14 protein-coding genes and 1 tRNA gene are annotated in these 14985 nt (G+C 69.1%); 6 read left to right on the top strand and 9 right to left on the bottom strand.

All coding sequences use genetic code 11. From position 1 onward, the window contains the following. The first annotated feature begins 55 nt into the window (after positions 1 to 55). From RN51_RS13825 to RN51_RS13815, 3 genes are all read left to right on the top strand, one after another. Positions 56 to 709, top strand: coding sequence for a DsbA family protein (locus tag RN51_RS13825; RefSeq protein WP_045264619.1), 654 nt, complete (start codon positions 56 to 58; stop codon positions 707 to 709). Positions 710 to 798: 89 nt separating this feature from the next. Next, positions 799 to 1611, top strand: coding sequence for a tyrosine-protein phosphatase (locus RN51_RS13820; RefSeq protein WP_045264618.1), 813 nt, complete (start codon positions 799 to 801; stop codon positions 1609 to 1611). A gap of 44 nt (positions 1612 to 1655) precedes the next feature. Further along, entirely contained in the window at positions 1656 to 3731 is a 2076-nt protein-coding gene (locus RN51_RS13815) for a bifunctional lysylphosphatidylglycerol flippase/synthetase MprF (RefSeq protein ID WP_045264617.1), read from the top strand. A gap of 46 nt (positions 3732 to 3777) precedes the next feature. On the opposite strand, the gene RN51_RS18460 is transcribed toward RN51_RS13815, so the two are convergent. After that, positions 3778 to 3915, bottom strand: coding sequence for a hypothetical protein (locus tag RN51_RS18460; protein WP_156149189.1), 138 nt, complete (start codon positions 3913 to 3915; stop codon positions 3778 to 3780). Between the two features lie 221 nt (positions 3916 to 4136). Between RN51_RS18460 and RN51_RS13810 the strand changes: the two genes are divergently transcribed. Continuing rightward, on the top strand, positions 4137 to 4952 hold the full coding sequence (locus tag RN51_RS13810; RefSeq protein ID WP_231579305.1) for a nucleotidyltransferase domain-containing protein: 816 nt from the start codon (positions 4137 to 4139) through the stop codon (positions 4950 to 4952). Between the two features lie 3 nt (positions 4953 to 4955). On the opposite strand, the gene tet(42) is transcribed toward RN51_RS13810, so the two are convergent. Continuing rightward, the gene (gene tet(42), locus RN51_RS13805) at positions 4956 to 6242 is read right to left on the bottom strand and encodes a tetracycline efflux MFS transporter Tet(42) (RefSeq protein WP_231579304.1); all 1287 of its coding nucleotides are present in this window, start codon (positions 6240 to 6242) and stop codon (positions 4956 to 4958) included. Between the two features lie 71 nt (positions 6243 to 6313). On the opposite strand from tet(42), the gene RN51_RS13800 reads away from it, so the two are divergent. Further along, positions 6314 to 6919 carry a TetR/AcrR family transcriptional regulator gene (locus tag RN51_RS13800; protein ID WP_045264615.1) on the top strand — a complete coding sequence of 202 codons (606 nt, stop codon included), beginning with the start codon at positions 6314 to 6316 and terminating at the stop codon, positions 6917 to 6919. Between the two features lie 15 nt (positions 6920 to 6934). On the opposite strand, the gene arfB is transcribed toward RN51_RS13800, so the two are convergent. The 7 genes from arfB to RN51_RS13770 all read right to left on the bottom strand — a co-directional run bounded on the left by arfB (position 6935) and on the right by RN51_RS13770 (position 13613). Next, positions 6935 to 7375, bottom strand: coding sequence for an alternative ribosome rescue aminoacyl-tRNA hydrolase ArfB (gene arfB / locus RN51_RS13795; RefSeq protein ID WP_045264614.1), 441 nt, complete (start codon positions 7373 to 7375; stop codon positions 6935 to 6937). Between the two features lie 85 nt (positions 7376 to 7460). Continuing rightward, positions 7461 to 7536 (bottom strand) — tRNA-Met (locus RN51_RS18455). 203 nt (positions 7537 to 7739) lie between these two features. Then, complete coding sequence (locus RN51_RS13790; protein ID WP_052674729.1) at positions 7740 to 9143, bottom strand: DUF6716 putative glycosyltransferase; 1404 nt, start codon at positions 9141 to 9143, stop codon at positions 7740 to 7742. Then, positions 9140 to 10012, bottom strand: a complete 873-nt coding sequence (locus tag RN51_RS13785) for an N-acetylneuraminate synthase family protein (RefSeq protein WP_045264613.1) — start codon at positions 10010 to 10012, stop codon at positions 9140 to 9142. The genes RN51_RS13790 and RN51_RS13785 overlap by 4 nt, the downstream gene beginning before the upstream one ends. A 93-nt stretch (positions 10013 to 10105) precedes the next feature. After that, on the bottom strand, positions 10106 to 11266 hold the full coding sequence (locus tag RN51_RS13780; RefSeq protein ID WP_156149188.1) for an acylneuraminate cytidylyltransferase: 1161 nt from the start codon (positions 11264 to 11266) through the stop codon (positions 10106 to 10108). A 20-nt stretch (positions 11267 to 11286) separates the two neighbouring features. Next, a complete protein-coding gene (locus tag RN51_RS13775) occupies positions 11287 to 12636 on the bottom strand; it encodes a polysialyltransferase family glycosyltransferase (protein WP_045264611.1) in 1350 nt (449 codons plus the stop codon). After that, entirely contained in the window at positions 12633 to 13613 is a 981-nt protein-coding gene (locus RN51_RS13770; protein ID WP_045264610.1) for a glycosyltransferase family 2 protein, read from the bottom strand. The genes RN51_RS13775 and RN51_RS13770 overlap by 4 nt, the downstream gene beginning before the upstream one ends. A 450-nt stretch (positions 13614 to 14063) precedes the next feature. On the opposite strand from RN51_RS13770, the gene RN51_RS13765 reads away from it, so the two are divergent. Beyond that, positions 14064 to 14981, top strand: coding sequence for a hypothetical protein (locus RN51_RS13765; protein WP_045264609.1), 918 nt, complete (start codon positions 14064 to 14066; stop codon positions 14979 to 14981). Positions 14982 to 14985 lie beyond the last annotated feature (4 nt).

Raw genomic sequence — 14985 nt, 5'->3', positions numbered from 1 at the left:
GCGCCGCCCACCGGCGGCACCCTTCCCTCGTCGTACCCGTGTGTCTGGAGACCCCATGAAGAACTCTGTCAAAGCGACCCTCGTCGCCATCGCCGTCGCGATCGTCCTGCTGATCGCCGGGATCGTGTTCGCGATCAGCCAGCAGCAACCCGCCGCACCCTCGACGGAGGGAGAACCGCAGCAGACCGTCCGCACTGACTCTCACGTGCTCGACGACGGAGGCGAAGGCGCCGTGACCGTCGTCGAGTTCCTCGACTTCGAGTGCGAGGCGTGCGGTGCGTTCTATCCCGTGGTGGAAGACCTCCGCGAGAAGTACGACGGCGAGATCACCTACGTCGTGCGCTACTTCCCGCTTCCCGGTCACATCAACTCCACGCAGGCCGCGCTGGCTGCGGAGGCCGCCGCTCAGCAGGATCGCTTCGAGGACATGTACCACCGCCTGTTCGAGACCCAGGCGCAGTGGGGCGAGCAGCCCGAGGAGACCCCGGAGGTGTTCCGCGGTCTCGCCGACGAACTCGGCCTCGACATGGCCGCCTACGACGCGGCGATCGCCGATCCGGCCACCGCAGAACGCGTGCAGTCCGACAAGAGAGACGGCGAGAAGCTCGGCGTGAACAGCACGCCCACCTTCTTCGTCGCCGGTGAGAAGGTCGTGCTGCAGGAGTGGGACGACCTCGAAGAGGCCATCGAGAAGGCCGTGAACGGCTGAGACGGCGGGCGGGGCGCGCGGCTTCCGTGTCGAAGCCGCGCGTTCCCGCCGCACCGATATTCTGGCCGCACACCCAGGAGAGGGCCAGAATGACCATCGACATCTCGACCGCCTTGCAGACGACCCACAACGCCCGCGAACTCGCGGGACTCCCGACTTCCGACGGCGGAACGCTCGCCTCCGGCCTCCTCTTCCGGTCGGACGCCCTCGCTGCATTGACGGACGAAGGGCGGCAGGCCCTCGCCGACCTTCGTATCGGCACGGTCATCGACCTGCGCACCGACGGCGAGCGCTCCCGCGCCGCCGACCTGCTGCCGGAGGACGGCAGCGTGACGCTGATCGAACTGCCCATGCAGGGCGGCGCGATGGACGAGATGGTGAAGAAGTTCCTCCCCGCGGCAGGGAGCGCCGGCCTCTCCGTGACCCAGGTCGCCGAGGTGTTGAAGCAGGTGCCGACCCTGGAGGATCTCTACACTTCCATCCTGGAGGCGAGTGCCCCGCAGTTCGCCACCATCGCGCGGACCGTGCTCGCCGCCGCACGCACCGAGCGGCCCGGAGTGCTGTTCCACTGCACCGCGGGCAAGGACCGCACCGGTCTGGCCGCTGCGATCCTGCTGCTCGTCGCCGAGGTTCCCCGTGACGAGATCGTCGCGGACTACACCCTCACGGAGCAGAACCTCGCGCGCGGATTCGCCGAGGCCCTCACCGCGCTGATCACCTCGCTGGGCGTCCCCCTCACGCCGGCGCTGAAGACCCTCGCCACCGAGTCACCGGCGTCGGCGATCGAGACGGCGATGGAGTGGATCACCGCGAATCACGGCGATGTGTCGGGGTACCTGCGCAGCGGCGGCATGACGGACGAGGAGATCGCCGACCTGCGTCGTGTTCTCCGCGGCGAGTAGGAGCGGCTCCGCGACGGCGCGGCCTCCCTCGCTACGCTGAGCGCATGACCGAGGAGCACTCCCCCTCTCCGCATCCCGTGATCGCCGTCGTACGGCGCATCCCCGCGACGCTGACCATGGTGCTGCTGGTCCTCGTGGTCGGGGTCGTCTGGCGTGGACTCTGGGAACCCTTCGAGGACACGGCGTTCTTCCAGACCGTCGCCTACGGATTGCCGAATCTGGCAGACGGCAAGTGGTGGACGCCCCTGACCGGCACGTTCTTCGTCAACGAGCCGTTGGTCTACCTCTTCACGATCGCGGGCTTCTGGGGCATGGCCTACCTGGAATTCCGTCGCGGATCACGCGTCGCGCTGGCCTACTACTGGCTCGGTCAGTTCTTCGCGATCTTCGCCACCGCTCTGCTGCTGATGCTGCTGTCGCAGTTCCCCTGGGCCTGGGCCACCGAGCAGGCCCAGGCGCTCGACGTGGGGGCATCCGGCGGCACCATGGCCTGCATCGCCGCAGCCGTCGGCCTGTTCCGCCCGCCGTGGCGGGTGCGCGGCTGGCTCATCCTGCTGGGTTTCGTCTTCATCTCGATGCTGTTCTGGGGCAAGGTCGCCGATCTCGAGCACCTCCTCGCGGTGCTGCTGATCCTCGTCGTCGATCGCTCGCTTCGGGTGCGCCACACCACGGTGCGCGAGCAGAGGCTCATCGCCGTGGTCGCGATGCTCGTCCTCGGCGCCGTCGAGATCATCACGACGTTCGTGGCGACCGACGGCCCGTTCGGCCAGACCGATCCCGCGTCCGGCGGTTTCATCGACCTGGCCATCGACCTCGTCGTGATCCTCGTGCTGGTGAACGGTCTTCGCCGTGGGCGCCGCTGGACCTGGGTGCTCGCGCTGCTGCTGGGGATCTTCAACGTCCTCACCGCCGCCCTCGTGCTGATCCTGATCACCGTCTACAGCCAGGCGCAGGTCGATTTCCGTTGGGACGGAGACACCGAGCTCGCTCTGGCGAACGGATTCCTCTGGCTGGTGATGCTCGTGTACCTGATCTGGGTGCGACGCGCCTTCCGCGCCAAGCGACGCGCCAAGCTCGGCATGCAGCCCGCTCCCACCGTCGACGACATGAAGCGACAGCTGCGCACGCACGGGGGCGGCACGCTCTCCTGGATGACGACGTGGGAGGGCAACAGCTACGCCAGGGTCATCGGCGGCATCGTGGCCTACCAGCGGCGAAACGGCGTCGCCCTGGCTCTCGCCGATCCGATCGGGCCGGCGCAGACACGTGCAGAGGCCGTGACGGACTTCATCCACGCCGCCGAGCTGGCCGGGCTCGTCCCGTGCTTCTTCAGCGCCGACGAGGCCACACGCGCCGCGGTCCCCTCGACCTGGCGGAGCATCGTCGTGGCGGACGACACGATCGTCGATCTCCCTGGCCTGGAGTTCACCGGCAAGCGGTGGAACTCGGTGCGCACCTCGCTCAACAAGGCGGGACGCGAGGAGATGACGTTCCGGATGACACACCTGAAGGCCGAGCCGTGGGGAGTGCAGCAGCAGCTACGGGCGATCTCCGAGGCCTGGGTGGGAGACAAGGATCTGCCCGAGATGCGCTTCACGCTCGGCACTCTCGACGAGGCGGAAGCCCCGGAGGTGCGACTCGCGCTGGCCCTCGCTCCGAACGGCGACGTGGACGGGTTCCTGTCGTGGCTGCCGGTCTACGGCGAAGGCGGCGTCGTGCGCGGCTGGACCCTCGACCTCATGCGACGGCGCGAGGGCGGCTTCGGGCCGGTGATGGAGTACCTCATCGGGTCGTCCGCCCGTCAGTTCGCCGACGAGGGCGCGCAGATCATGTCGCTGTCGGGCGCGCCGCTCGCCCATGACTACCCGCCGGATGCGGGGATGATCGCGGCGCTCAGCGACCGGCTCGCCGATGCCCTCGAACCGGTGTACGGCTTCGGCTCGCTGCACCGCTTCAAGCAGAAGTTCCATCCGCGGTACGAGACCATGTACCTGCTGTTCCGCGACGAGAGCGACCTCACCCGCATCGGCGGCGCGCTCACCCGGGCCTTCCTCCCCGACGCGACCCTGCGGCAGTTCGCCGGCGCAGGCCTCGAGCTCGTGCGCGGCGGCAAGGACTGACGCCGGCGGGATCCGCACCGAACGCGCGGCACCGTCAGTGCGCCCGTCAGCGAGCCGCTGCAGCGCGACCGTCGAGCAGGTTGCCGACGAAGCGGAGGATCTCATCCTGAAGGCCGGGGTGCGCACCCGCCAGCGGGGCCTGGCTCTGCACGAACGACTGCAGCTCTTCGAGTATGGTCCGCACCAACGCCTCAGGACGCCCCCCCCACGCAGTTCGGTGATGAGATCCTCGGCGGTGAGGTCGGCATGGCGGTACTTCTTGTTGACCGCCAACGCCACCTTCCCGTCGGTATCGATGTGGTGTGCCATCGGCACCACGTTTTCCAGATAACGCAACGGTATGTCGATTTCCGGATAGCCGTAGTGGCCGCACCGGCAGCGAACCGCATGAGTACGATCGGTGTCGTGCTCGATGAAGACCACCTCCACTCCCTGGCCGACGACCTTGGCCGGGTGCCAGGGGTGCGAGCCGTCGCGTTGGGCGGCAGCCGCGCGCGAGGGACGCACCGCCCCGACTCCGACATCGATCTGGGGCTGTACGTGGACGCCGGCGTCGACAGGGCTGCCATCGCGGAGGCGGCGAGCGGATGGACCGGTGAAGACGTCGAGATCGCCGACCGCGGCGGATGGGGACCCTGGGTCGACAGCGGGTCCTGGCTGACCGTCGACGGCGCACCGGTCGACCTCATCCTCCGCGACGTGACCCGAGTCGAGGACCAGTGCGCCCGCGCCGTCCGTGGCGAGTTCGCCTTCCACGCCCAGCCGGGACACCCGCTCGGCTTCCTCGACGTCGCCTATGCGGGTGAGGTGGCGACCAGCGTGCCTCTCCGCGACCCGGACGGGATCCTCGTCGCGCTGGCTCGCAGCGTGACCCCGTACCCCGACGCCCTCCGCGCGGCGTTCATCGAGAATCTCTGGCAGGTCGACTTCCTGCTGAACGCAGCCACGAAGGGCGCGAAGACGGGCGATGTCGCCTACGTGGCGCTGTGCGGAACCACGACGGCCATGCTGATCGCCCACGCCTGGCATGCGGTTGCAGGCCAGTGGGTGACGAACGAGAAGGGACTGGTGCCGAACGTGGCACGCCTCCCGATCGACACGGCGGGGTTCAGCGCCGCAGCCGCCGCGGTTCTCGGAAACATCGGAACCTCGCCGGAACAGTTGCTGGCGTCGGTCGCACGGCTGAGGGGGCTGCCGCGCCCGGCAACCCCCTCGAACTGAACCTCAGCCGGCCGTCTCCACGAGTGCCGCGGGAGCGTCGCCCGTCGTACCGCCGGCCGGGCGCTTCGCGGTGTTCGCGATGTGCGCGCGGCTGACGACGATCACCGCGACGATCATGAGCCCGACGCCGAGCCAGTACGGGGCCGCGTGGCTGACCAGCGCATAGAGCGCACCGGCGATGAGCGGGGCCGCCGTGCCCATCGCCGCGTTCAACGACTGGGTGGCGCCGCCGAGCCAGCCTTGCTCGTCGTCGCCCACGGCGTTGGACATCGCCCCGTCCATCGCGGCCTGAGAGGCACCCTGGCCGGCAGCCAGCATGAGGGCTCCGACGATGAACACCCACGGCTGCGCGAAGACGGAGGCCACGACGGCGAGGGCCGCGAGACCGATCATCTGCGCGACGATGCCGCTCACGATCACTCCGCGCTCGCCGATCCGCGGAAGCAGGATGCCCAGCAGCACGCCCTGAATGAGGATGTCGATGATGCCGACGGCCGCGGTCAGGAGTCCGATCTGGGTCGGCCCCCACTGGATGGAATCCAGGGCGAGGACGCTGAAGTTGTTCACGAAGAAGCCGAACGGCAGCGCGAGCAGACCGAAGCCGATCATCAGCCCGCGCAGCTCCTTGCGTCCGAACGCCTCCTTGAAGACGGCGAAGGGCTGCACATCGCGCAGCGTGATCGCGGCGATCCTGTTGCCCGGCTTCAGACTCTCCGGAAGGAGGAAGATGCTGAGGATCGCGATCGTGAGGGCGACGGCGGCGGTGAGGAACACCGGGAGCTGGATGCTGATCGCGGCGAGCAGTCCTCCGATGGCCGGGCCGATCATGGTGCCGATCCCCGAGAGCGCACCGAGGAGGCCGAAGCGCTTGGCGCGCTGCTCGGGCGGGGTGATGTCGGCCAGGTAGGCGAAGAGGGCGGGCAGGTCGCCCGCGGTGAGGCCCTGGATGACGCGGGCGAGCACGAGCACCCAGAGGGCTCCGCCGAATCCGAACAGCGCCATCGAGAACGCGGCACCGAACGCGGCGACGATGATGACGGGTCGGCGGCCGAAGCGGTCGGACAGCCGACCGAGGAAGGGCGCGACCAGGAACGCGCACAGCCCGTTGATCGCTTCGAGGACGCCGACCCAGATGGCCAGGTCGCTCTCGTGCGAGACGTACTGGAGCACCACGAAGGGCAGGACAGGGAGAACGACGGTCATGCCGATGACGGTCAGCATCGTGAGCACGATGAGCATGATCCACGCGCGGTTCTGGTCCCGCCGCGTGAGAGGAATGGTTGAAGTCATACCGAAAGTGTAGTCATACCAGTTTTGGTGTCAAGCCAGTTTTATAGTCGATTCACGATAGACTGACGGGCATGACGAACCCCGCACCCCTCGGTCGCCGCGAACGGAAGAAGGCCGCGACCCGCAAGGCGATCTCCGACGTCGCGACGGCCATGTTCCTGGAACGCGGCTTCGACGAGGTGAGCATCCGCGAAGTCGCCGATGCCGCAGACGTCTCCCCCACGACCGTGTTCGCGCACTTCCCTCAGAAGGAGGCGCTGGTGTTCGACGAAGACGACGAGCAGCGCGACCGCCTGGTGGCCGCCGTCCGCGAGCGCCCGTCGGGGAGCACGATCAACCGCGCCATCCACGATTTCTACGCCTCAGAGCTCCGCGCGAACGTCGACGAGCATGGGGACGAGATCACTCGCACCTTCATGCGCTTCCTGAACGAGACGCCGGCACTGCGTGACTACGCCGCCAAGATGTGGCTCCGACACGAAGACGCCCTCTCCGACGCGATCGCCGACGAACTGGGACTCGATGCCCCCACCCCGGAGATCCGGGTCTACTCGCGGTTCATCCTGCAGATGCAGCTGCTCGTGAACGAGAACGACGACCCGTTCGGAACACTCGAAGCGGGATTCGTGATCCTCGAGAACGGCTGGGCACCGGTCGAAGCGGGCCTCAGCGACTGAGCCGGCGTCGCAGGTTCAGTCCTCGCGGGGGCGCCGGCGCAGGCTCTTGACATCCGTGCGCCGCTGCTTCGCCTTCAGCCGGCGCTCCTTCGCTCCCCGACTCGGCTTCGTCGCTCGACGCGGCGGAGCGGGCGGGCGCAGCGCCTCCTCCACGAGAGCGACGAGTCGATCGCGCGCCGCATCCCGGTTCCGCAGCTGTGCGCGGTGTTCTGAGGCGGCGATCGTCAGCACGCCGTCGACCAGACGACCGCTCAATCGATCGAGCAGTCGCTCGCGTTGATGCGGCGAGAGCACCGGCGAACGCGCCGCATCCCACACCAGCTCCACACGGGAATCGGCCGTGTTCACGCCCTGACCGCCCGGACCGGACGACCGGGAGAAGCGCCACGACAGCTCGGCCTCGGGGATCGTGAGACCCGACGAGACCCGCAGACCGGGGCGATGTGCGGAGGGCATACCTCCATCATCGGGCCTCGGTGAGTTCTCACCGCACCGAACTCGGGTCCATGAGCCGCCGGGGCTGAGGACGAGCCTTCTGGAGTGGACGCGACGGCGGGAGTCGAACCCGCAACGCCATCAGGTATGAACTGAGGCCCGGGACCGCCCGGATCGCCGCGATGGGAATGACGTTACCTGGCCGTGATCTGACCCGCCAGGACCGTTGCCTGGGATAACACTATGAGTCCCCGGATGACGAAGCGCGGCCGAAACCCAGACGCACCGGAACAGCGTCGGCGTGTCCAGACCCGACACACCGCCCGCACCACGTTCGGTCTGGGTTTTGGCCGCGGCAGCAGCGGCCGACGCACGGAAGGTGCACTCAGCGGCGCAGGGAGTCGTCGAACGGGTTGGGTTCGAGCGTGAAGTCGGTCGAGGCGTCTGCCCAGGTGCCCCCGTCCGACGGTGCCCGGTGTCGACGCAAGGCGGCGAGAGCCCTCGTCGCAGGCGCACCCACGGCGAGCGCGACCGTTCCCTGCATCGTCCGGTCCTCCGTGCCGAGCACACTCACCCGGTGCCAGGCTTCATGCAGCGATCCGCCCCGCGCCGCAGGCACCCGCCGCGCGGGAAGGGCTCCGGAGCGCCGCAGTGCCACGAGCTGCTCTACCCGCTCCCACCACGTGGACTCCTTCTCGGGGTGGAAGTAGTTGTCGCGCAGCCAGTCGGGGTGCGGATGCCGGAAGCGCCCTGCGACGACCTCACTGCGACCGCCGAGCAGACCGCTGCCCACGAACACCGTGTTCAACAGGCTCTTGCTCACCCCGAACGAGTCGAGCGCGATCACGGGGATGCCGAGTGCCGTGGCCTCGATCGCGGCGGTCGAGCTGACGGTGACGAGTCCCGCGGCCCTCTGCAGTGCGGTGCTCATCGAGTCGTACGAGAAGACCAGGTTCTTCGGAAGGCGCGAGGGCAGCAGCCCCGCATACGGTTCACGTTCGAGGTGCGTCTCCGACTCCCCCGGCCGCGACCGCAGCTTGACCACCACTCGGCGCGCGGGCTCGGCCTCAGCTGCCCGCACGAGCAGAGCCGCGATCTCGGCGCGCTGTTCCTTCGCCGCGGGCACGAGAGCCTGCGCGGCGAAGACGATGTCCGTGGCGGGTTGCCGTACCGGGGCGGTCGGAGCCGGACGCTCGGCGACGGCGACACCGCTCCGGCTGCTGACGACAGCGTCGACCCGGAGCCGCTCCGGGCGCAGTATCCGTTGCCGAGGCCGGGCGAACGGAAGGGTCGCGAGCGCCACCGGTGTGTGCACTCCGATCCGACGCCCGAGCTCCTCGAAGGCGCGTACCTCGCGGTGGGAATGCACCACGAGCAGGTCGGTGTGACGGCGATAGTCGAGCGCACCGCGCTGCGCGGGGATCGCCATGCCCGGCAGTCCCGAGACGGTCACAGGGCGATGCGGAAGGGCATCGATCACGCGTCCCATCACGCGCACGAACGGTCCGCGCCCGGCGAGCAGCACCACATCGGGGCGCTGACGCGTCAGCCAGTCCGCCGTCTCCGCGAAGCCGAGGCGGGTGACGTCGTGCGGTCCGAGCCCGGTGCCGGCGAGTGCCGACCGCTCCTGCTCGGCGCTCGCGGTGAGCGGGGTGCGCACGAGCAGCAGATGGGGACGCAGCCCCGGCACGGCCGCGAGCAGGGACGCCGCCCATTTCACGAACGAGTCGGCGTCCGCGACGGCGACGACGCGGATGCCGGGAGTACCGGTCACGCCCGCCTCTGTCATGCGGAGATGCGGCGCAGCTTCGCCATCGGCGCCCGCTCGCTGTCGAACACCCGCTTGACGCCGTCACCGGTCGCGCGCTCGATCACGCGGATGTCGCGCACAAGGTGCTCCAGCCCCGTCGGCTCGAGCGATGCCGCATGGTCGGACCCCCACATCGTGCGGTCCAGCGTGATGTGCCGCTCGATCGCGACGGCGCCGATGGCCACCGCGGCGAGCGAGATCTGCAGCCCACGCTCATGCCCCGAGTAGCCGACGGGCACTCCGGGGTAGCGGTCGCGCAGCGTCGCGATCACCCGGAGGTTCGCCTCCTCGGGCTCCAGCGGGTAGGTCGAAGTGGCGTGCATGAGGACCACCAGGTCGGTGCCGAGGGTCTCCAGCGCGCGGTCGATCTGCTCGATGGTCGACATGCCGGTGGAGAGGATCACGGGCTTGCCGGTCTCCCGCAGCGCGATCAGCAGCTCGGTGTCGGTGAGACTCGCCGAGGCGACCTTGTGCGCCACGACACCCAGGTCTTCGAGGAAGTCGACGCTGGGCACATCCCACGGCGACGCGAACCAGTCCAGCCCGAGCATCGTGGCATGGTCGCCGATCTCGATGTACTCCTCCCGGCCGAACTCGACTCGCCGACGGTAGTCGAGGTAGCTCATCACACCCCAGGGAGTCTCGCGCGGGACATCGCGCATGTGCTCAGGGGTGGAGATCTCCGGGGTGCGCTTCTGGAACTTGACCGCGTCGGCGCCGGCTCGAGCCGCGACGTCGATGAGCTTCTTCGCGATGTCGACGTCGCCGTTGTGGTTGAGGCCGATCTCCGCGATGACGTAGGCCGGACGGCCGCCGCCGATCACTCGTGAGCCGATGCTGACAGTCATGATTCCTCCGGTGTTCGAGCGTTGGTGCAACCCCTTCGTCCTGACTACGCGGCGAGGATGAACACCCGAAGACCACCGGGTTACCGGCATCGGTCAGCTCGACAACACCCGTTCGATCAGCTCCCGCACGGCACCGTCGCCGCCTCGGCGGCGCAAGACCACACGAGCCTCTTCGATCACCTGCGGATGCGCGTTCGCGACGGCGACCGGCCACCCCACGATCCGCATGGCCGGCAGGTCGTTGACGTCGTTGCCGAGATAGGCGATGTCGGCGAGCGGCACTCCGTTCTCGTGCGACCAGGTGCGCAGCGCGCTCTCCTTGTCGTCGATGCCGTGCAGCACGGGCACTCTGAGCTTGTCGGCTCGAGCGCGTACCACCGGATTGACCTCGGTCGACAGGATCAGCAGTGGCACGCCGGCCCGACGCAGCAGCGCGACACCCATACCGTCTTCCCGGCTGACCCGTACGCGCTCCCCGCCCTCGGCGTCGATGATGGCCGTGTCATCGGTGTGCACACCGTCGAAGTCGGTGACCACCGCGCGCACCGGGATGGGCTCCGGCGTCTCGTGCAGGACGGCGAGCGCGCGCGCCACACGGAGCTGGTCCGCATCGTCGATCTCGATCGCCGTCCACTCCGGCACCCGAGCGATGCGGATCCTGCCGAAGAAGCGGTGTCTGCTCGCCCGGAAGCCGGCAGCCCGGAACACGTAGAACGCCCCGGTCTCGAGGTGGTGGGGCTCCCGATCCTGGCGACGCGGGCGATGAGCGGCCTCGTGGTTGATCGCCGCTGCTTCGCCGTGTTCGTCCTCGCGCCAGAGGAAGCCGTAGGTCTCGTGCGCCGCGAACACGCTGTCGGCACGGTCGGCGCGGATCTCCTCCACGGCAGCGGCGAGCGCATCACTGGGGATGAACGGCGACGTCGCCTGGAGGAACGCCACGACATCGACGCTGTCGCCGCTCGCTTCGAGGTCGTCGAGGGCGTGCAGGATCGCGCTCTCCGAGGTCGCGGTGTCTCCCGAGAGCTCCGGGGGGCGACGGACCACCCTGGCTCCCGCAGCAGTCGCCACCGTTGCGATCTCGTCATCATCGGTCGAGACCACGACCAGGTCGACGCCCGCGGCGCGGGCGGCCGCACGCACCGCACGCTCGACGAGCGGCACTCCGCCGACGCGCTGCAGGTTCTTGCGCGGCACCTGCTTCGATCCGCCCCGTGCCGGGATGATCGCCACCGTGAGGGGTCTCTGCTCGTCCATCGTCCCTATCCTCGTCGTCATCATCGTCCGCGTATCGCCCGCCAGACCCGACCTGCACGTCGCCGCGCGCCGAGTGCGTGCAGTCGCCACTCCTCGATCCTGCCCAGACCCCCGACAGGTCGCAGTGCACGACGCACGACGTTCTCCGCCGGGGCGCCGGGCAGTCGCAGTTCGGCGAGCCGTCGCGGCGAGAAGTACCGGTCGCGCTCGCCTGGGTCGAGCCCGCGCAGCAGTTCTTCGGCGCGGCCACGCAGGTGGCCGGCGATCTCCGGCTGCATGGCATAGCCGACCCCATCGAGCAGCAGCTGGAGTCGAGCGGGGTCGGAGTAGGGAGAGTCCGCACGCGTCAGGGCATCGGCCAGGGTCGCGGGGATCCGGTTGCTGTTCTCGAACGGCGTCAGCGCCGCGAGCACCGCGTCGTTCCCCGCCGAACCGATCGAGCGTCCGAAGAGCGTGCGCACTGTCGGCAACGCGGTGGAGAACCCGGCGACGACGGCCACCGCATCCGTCCGTTCGGCGAGCAGCTCCGCGGCGAGCGGACCGCGATACTCCACGAAGTCGATGCCCTGATCGAGCGCGCGCGCCGCGAGGGCCGCCGTCACCACCGGCGGCGCAGCCGGATGCGGCTTGAAGAGGATGCGCTGCGGCTCCCACCTCGCCGCGCGGTCGATCAGATGCTTCTGCAACTCGATCTCCTCGGCCACCGTCATCAGACCGAGCGCCGACAGGTACTGGCCGAGCACGAGCACCGTCGACGGGGAGGCGTCGGGGAGCATGAGGTCCCCGACGTCCGTCTCCCGGAGGGCCGCCGCGAACGACGCCGGCGGCACCGGCACGATTTGCGCGCCCGGTGAGCCCACGAGCGGCCGGACACCCGGTACGACGTCGGCATGGACGACCCGCTCGATCCGCGCAGCGACCGGATACGGCATCCGCACGCGCATCGGCGCATAGGTCATGAGACCATCGCCGACGATCGTGATCCGCGCAGTCGGGAAGAGCGCCATCAACGTGCGGGCCGGCGCCACCTGCGGACTCTGCACGAACAGCTCCAGTTCGCGCGTATCCACCCCCCATGCGCGCGCGAACAGCCGCTCGAGCATCGGGAGGTCGTCTGCGTCCGGTTCCCAGGAACGCGGATGCCGCGGCATGAGCATCTCGTTCAGCGGCTCCGTGCGATCGAACCGCGTACGCAGTGACCGGAGCGCCGGATCATCCCCGATCCCGGTGACGGTCTCGGGGATGATCGACGAGGTGAAGGGCACCAGGATGCGCTCTCCGCCGGCCGGGTCGTCGAGCAGTCCGGCATCCACCGCGGCCGCCGCGGTCGCGAGTCCGTAGGCGCTGTGCAGGGCGAAGATCTGCGTCATGCGGCACGGCCCGCCTGGCGGAGGATGCGCGCGAGGACTCGGCGCCGCGGCCCGTCGAGGCGCGCCAGCACCAGGGCCACCTCATCGGCCGGGAGCCGACGGAGCACACCGAGGATCCCCGCCCGCATCTCGCTGCGCAGCCGAGGACTCATCCGGCGGGCCCGCACGAGGTGGTGGGAGCTGAGGGCGAGCACAGTCCAGACGACTTTGGGGAGAAATCGCTTCGCCTCGGGATCCGCCTCGACGAGCGTGATGACCTCGTCCATCGCCTTCGCGAAGTCGAGCTGCCTGCGGTCACGAGCCTGGGTGAGCGATGTGCCGACACCACGCCGGTAGAGCAGTGCCGGCGCATCGACCACCGCGAACGACTCGGCCTGCAGATGCAGTCGCCAGATCCACGGTCGATCCTCTGCGGTGAACAGTCCATCGGGGAACGCCGCCAGACCCTGATCGATGATCCGGCGATGGAAGAGCCCCGCCCAGGCGTACGGGTAGTCGACCATGGTCGATTCGTGCTCGGGCAGGATGGCATCCCGCGGAGCGATGACCCGGCCGCGCCACGGATACGGTGCACGCACCAGAGCGCGCGTCCCGCCCCTCACGGTGACATGGTCTGTGCGCACGAAGTCGCATTTGAGCTCGCGCATCCGCGACACCAGCACATCGAGCCGACGCGGCTGCATCCAGTCGTCGCCGTCGAGGAAGCAGAAGGCATCACCCTCGACATGCGGGAGCCCCTGGTTGCGAGCGGTCGCCAACCCGCGCGCGGACTCGTTGCGCAGCACCTCGGCGTGGGGGAATCGTTCCGCGTACCGCTGCATGAGTGCACCCGTCTCGTCGCGCGAACCATCATCGATCGCGACGAGCTTGAGAGCGCCGAGATCATCGAACTGCCGCGTGAGCGTCTCGAGCGTCGTCCCGATGTACGCGCCGGCGTCTTTCGCGGGCAGGATGACGGTGACGAGGGGTGTGCGCACAGGACTCCAGGATGTGGACGGTGTGCGGGAATGGTCGCAGGCGGTCGTTGCCGGATGGCGACGCGGAGGTGAACGACGAGTGTCGGCGGAGGCAGCCTCTCGGGCGGAGACAGGCGCTGAGGAGAGACAGGCACTGAAGCGAGAAAGGCACTGAGGTGTGGTCCCGTACCCGAACGGAACCACACCTCCCAGTGCATCGCACTGCCGAACGTGACACGTTCGGGACGCGGGATCGCAAGATGCGACACCGCCTGCCACGGGGCGACTGACCCCCATCAGACGGCCCCGAGGACGCTCATCGTCGTCGCGTCGCCCTCCGAAAGAGGAGGGCGTGACCCGACAGTAACATAATACATGTCAGCAGGATGTCGGCCGCGACGTCGCCCATCCGGCACCCATCCCGTCGTCGTCCGGTTCGCACCCGGCGGCCGCTTCGACGACGATGGGGAGATGCTCTGGCCCTTCGGATCGACCTGGCGTCCCGTGCGGCAGCGGCGACGTGACACCGTCGACCTGCGCTGGCTCAGCGCCAGGACGTGGACCAGGCGCTGGTATCCGCAGGGCGTCGACGTCGGCGAATGGCGCGGCCGACGCACCCTGGCCGTGAGCTGGTTCCGTCAGGAACTGTCGGGAGAGCACCTCGCCTCGCGCGTCACACTGATCGATCTCGAACGCTCTCGTCACATCGACATCCTGCTCGCGGTCGCCGACGACGAGGGCGGACTGCACCCGGCGCGGATCCACGCCGGCGGTCTCGCCTGGTTCGGGGACCGGCTGTTCGCCGCAGCGACGGGCCGGGGCATCTGGGAGTTCGATCTGTCGGACATCCGCACGGTGCGCGGCACGCTCGCCCAGCGGTTGGCCGGGTCGAACCGGCGAGGTGGACGCAGCACCGCCATGATCGCCGTGCGCACCCGCGTGCACCCCGTCGCCCTGCGCTGCTCCTACCTCGGGCGGGTGTTCGACGACGACGGCACCCTTCTGGATCGTGTGCTGATCGGCGAGCACCGACGAGACGGGAGCGGAAGGATCGGCGAGTTCGGGATCCCGCTCGACGTCCACGACGGCTTCACCGAGCTGGACTGCTTCACGCCGGGCATCGAGCGGATGCAGGGTGCCGTCCGCTGGGGCGAGCACCACTTCGTGTCGCAGTCGGACCGCCTGCACCCCGGGACGCTCTGGAGCGGCAGCCGCGGGTCCCTGGTTCCGGACGCCGTCCCCCTCCCCGTCGGGTGTGAGGACCTGGCTCTCGACCTGGAAGCCGGACTGCTCTGGTCGCTCGGCGAACACCCCTGGCGACGGGTGGTGCGTGGCATCCCCTTCTCCAGGCTCGGGATCGGCGACGAGGGCCCTCGAAGGCGAACGTAGACTG

Source organism: Microbacterium oxydans, assembly GCF_000956405.1.
GTDB lineage: Bacteria > Actinomycetota > Actinomycetes > Actinomycetales > Microbacteriaceae > Microbacterium > Microbacterium oxydans_C.
Note: the sequence above shows the minus strand (reverse complement) of the source record. Positions and strands in the feature narration are given on the sequence as shown.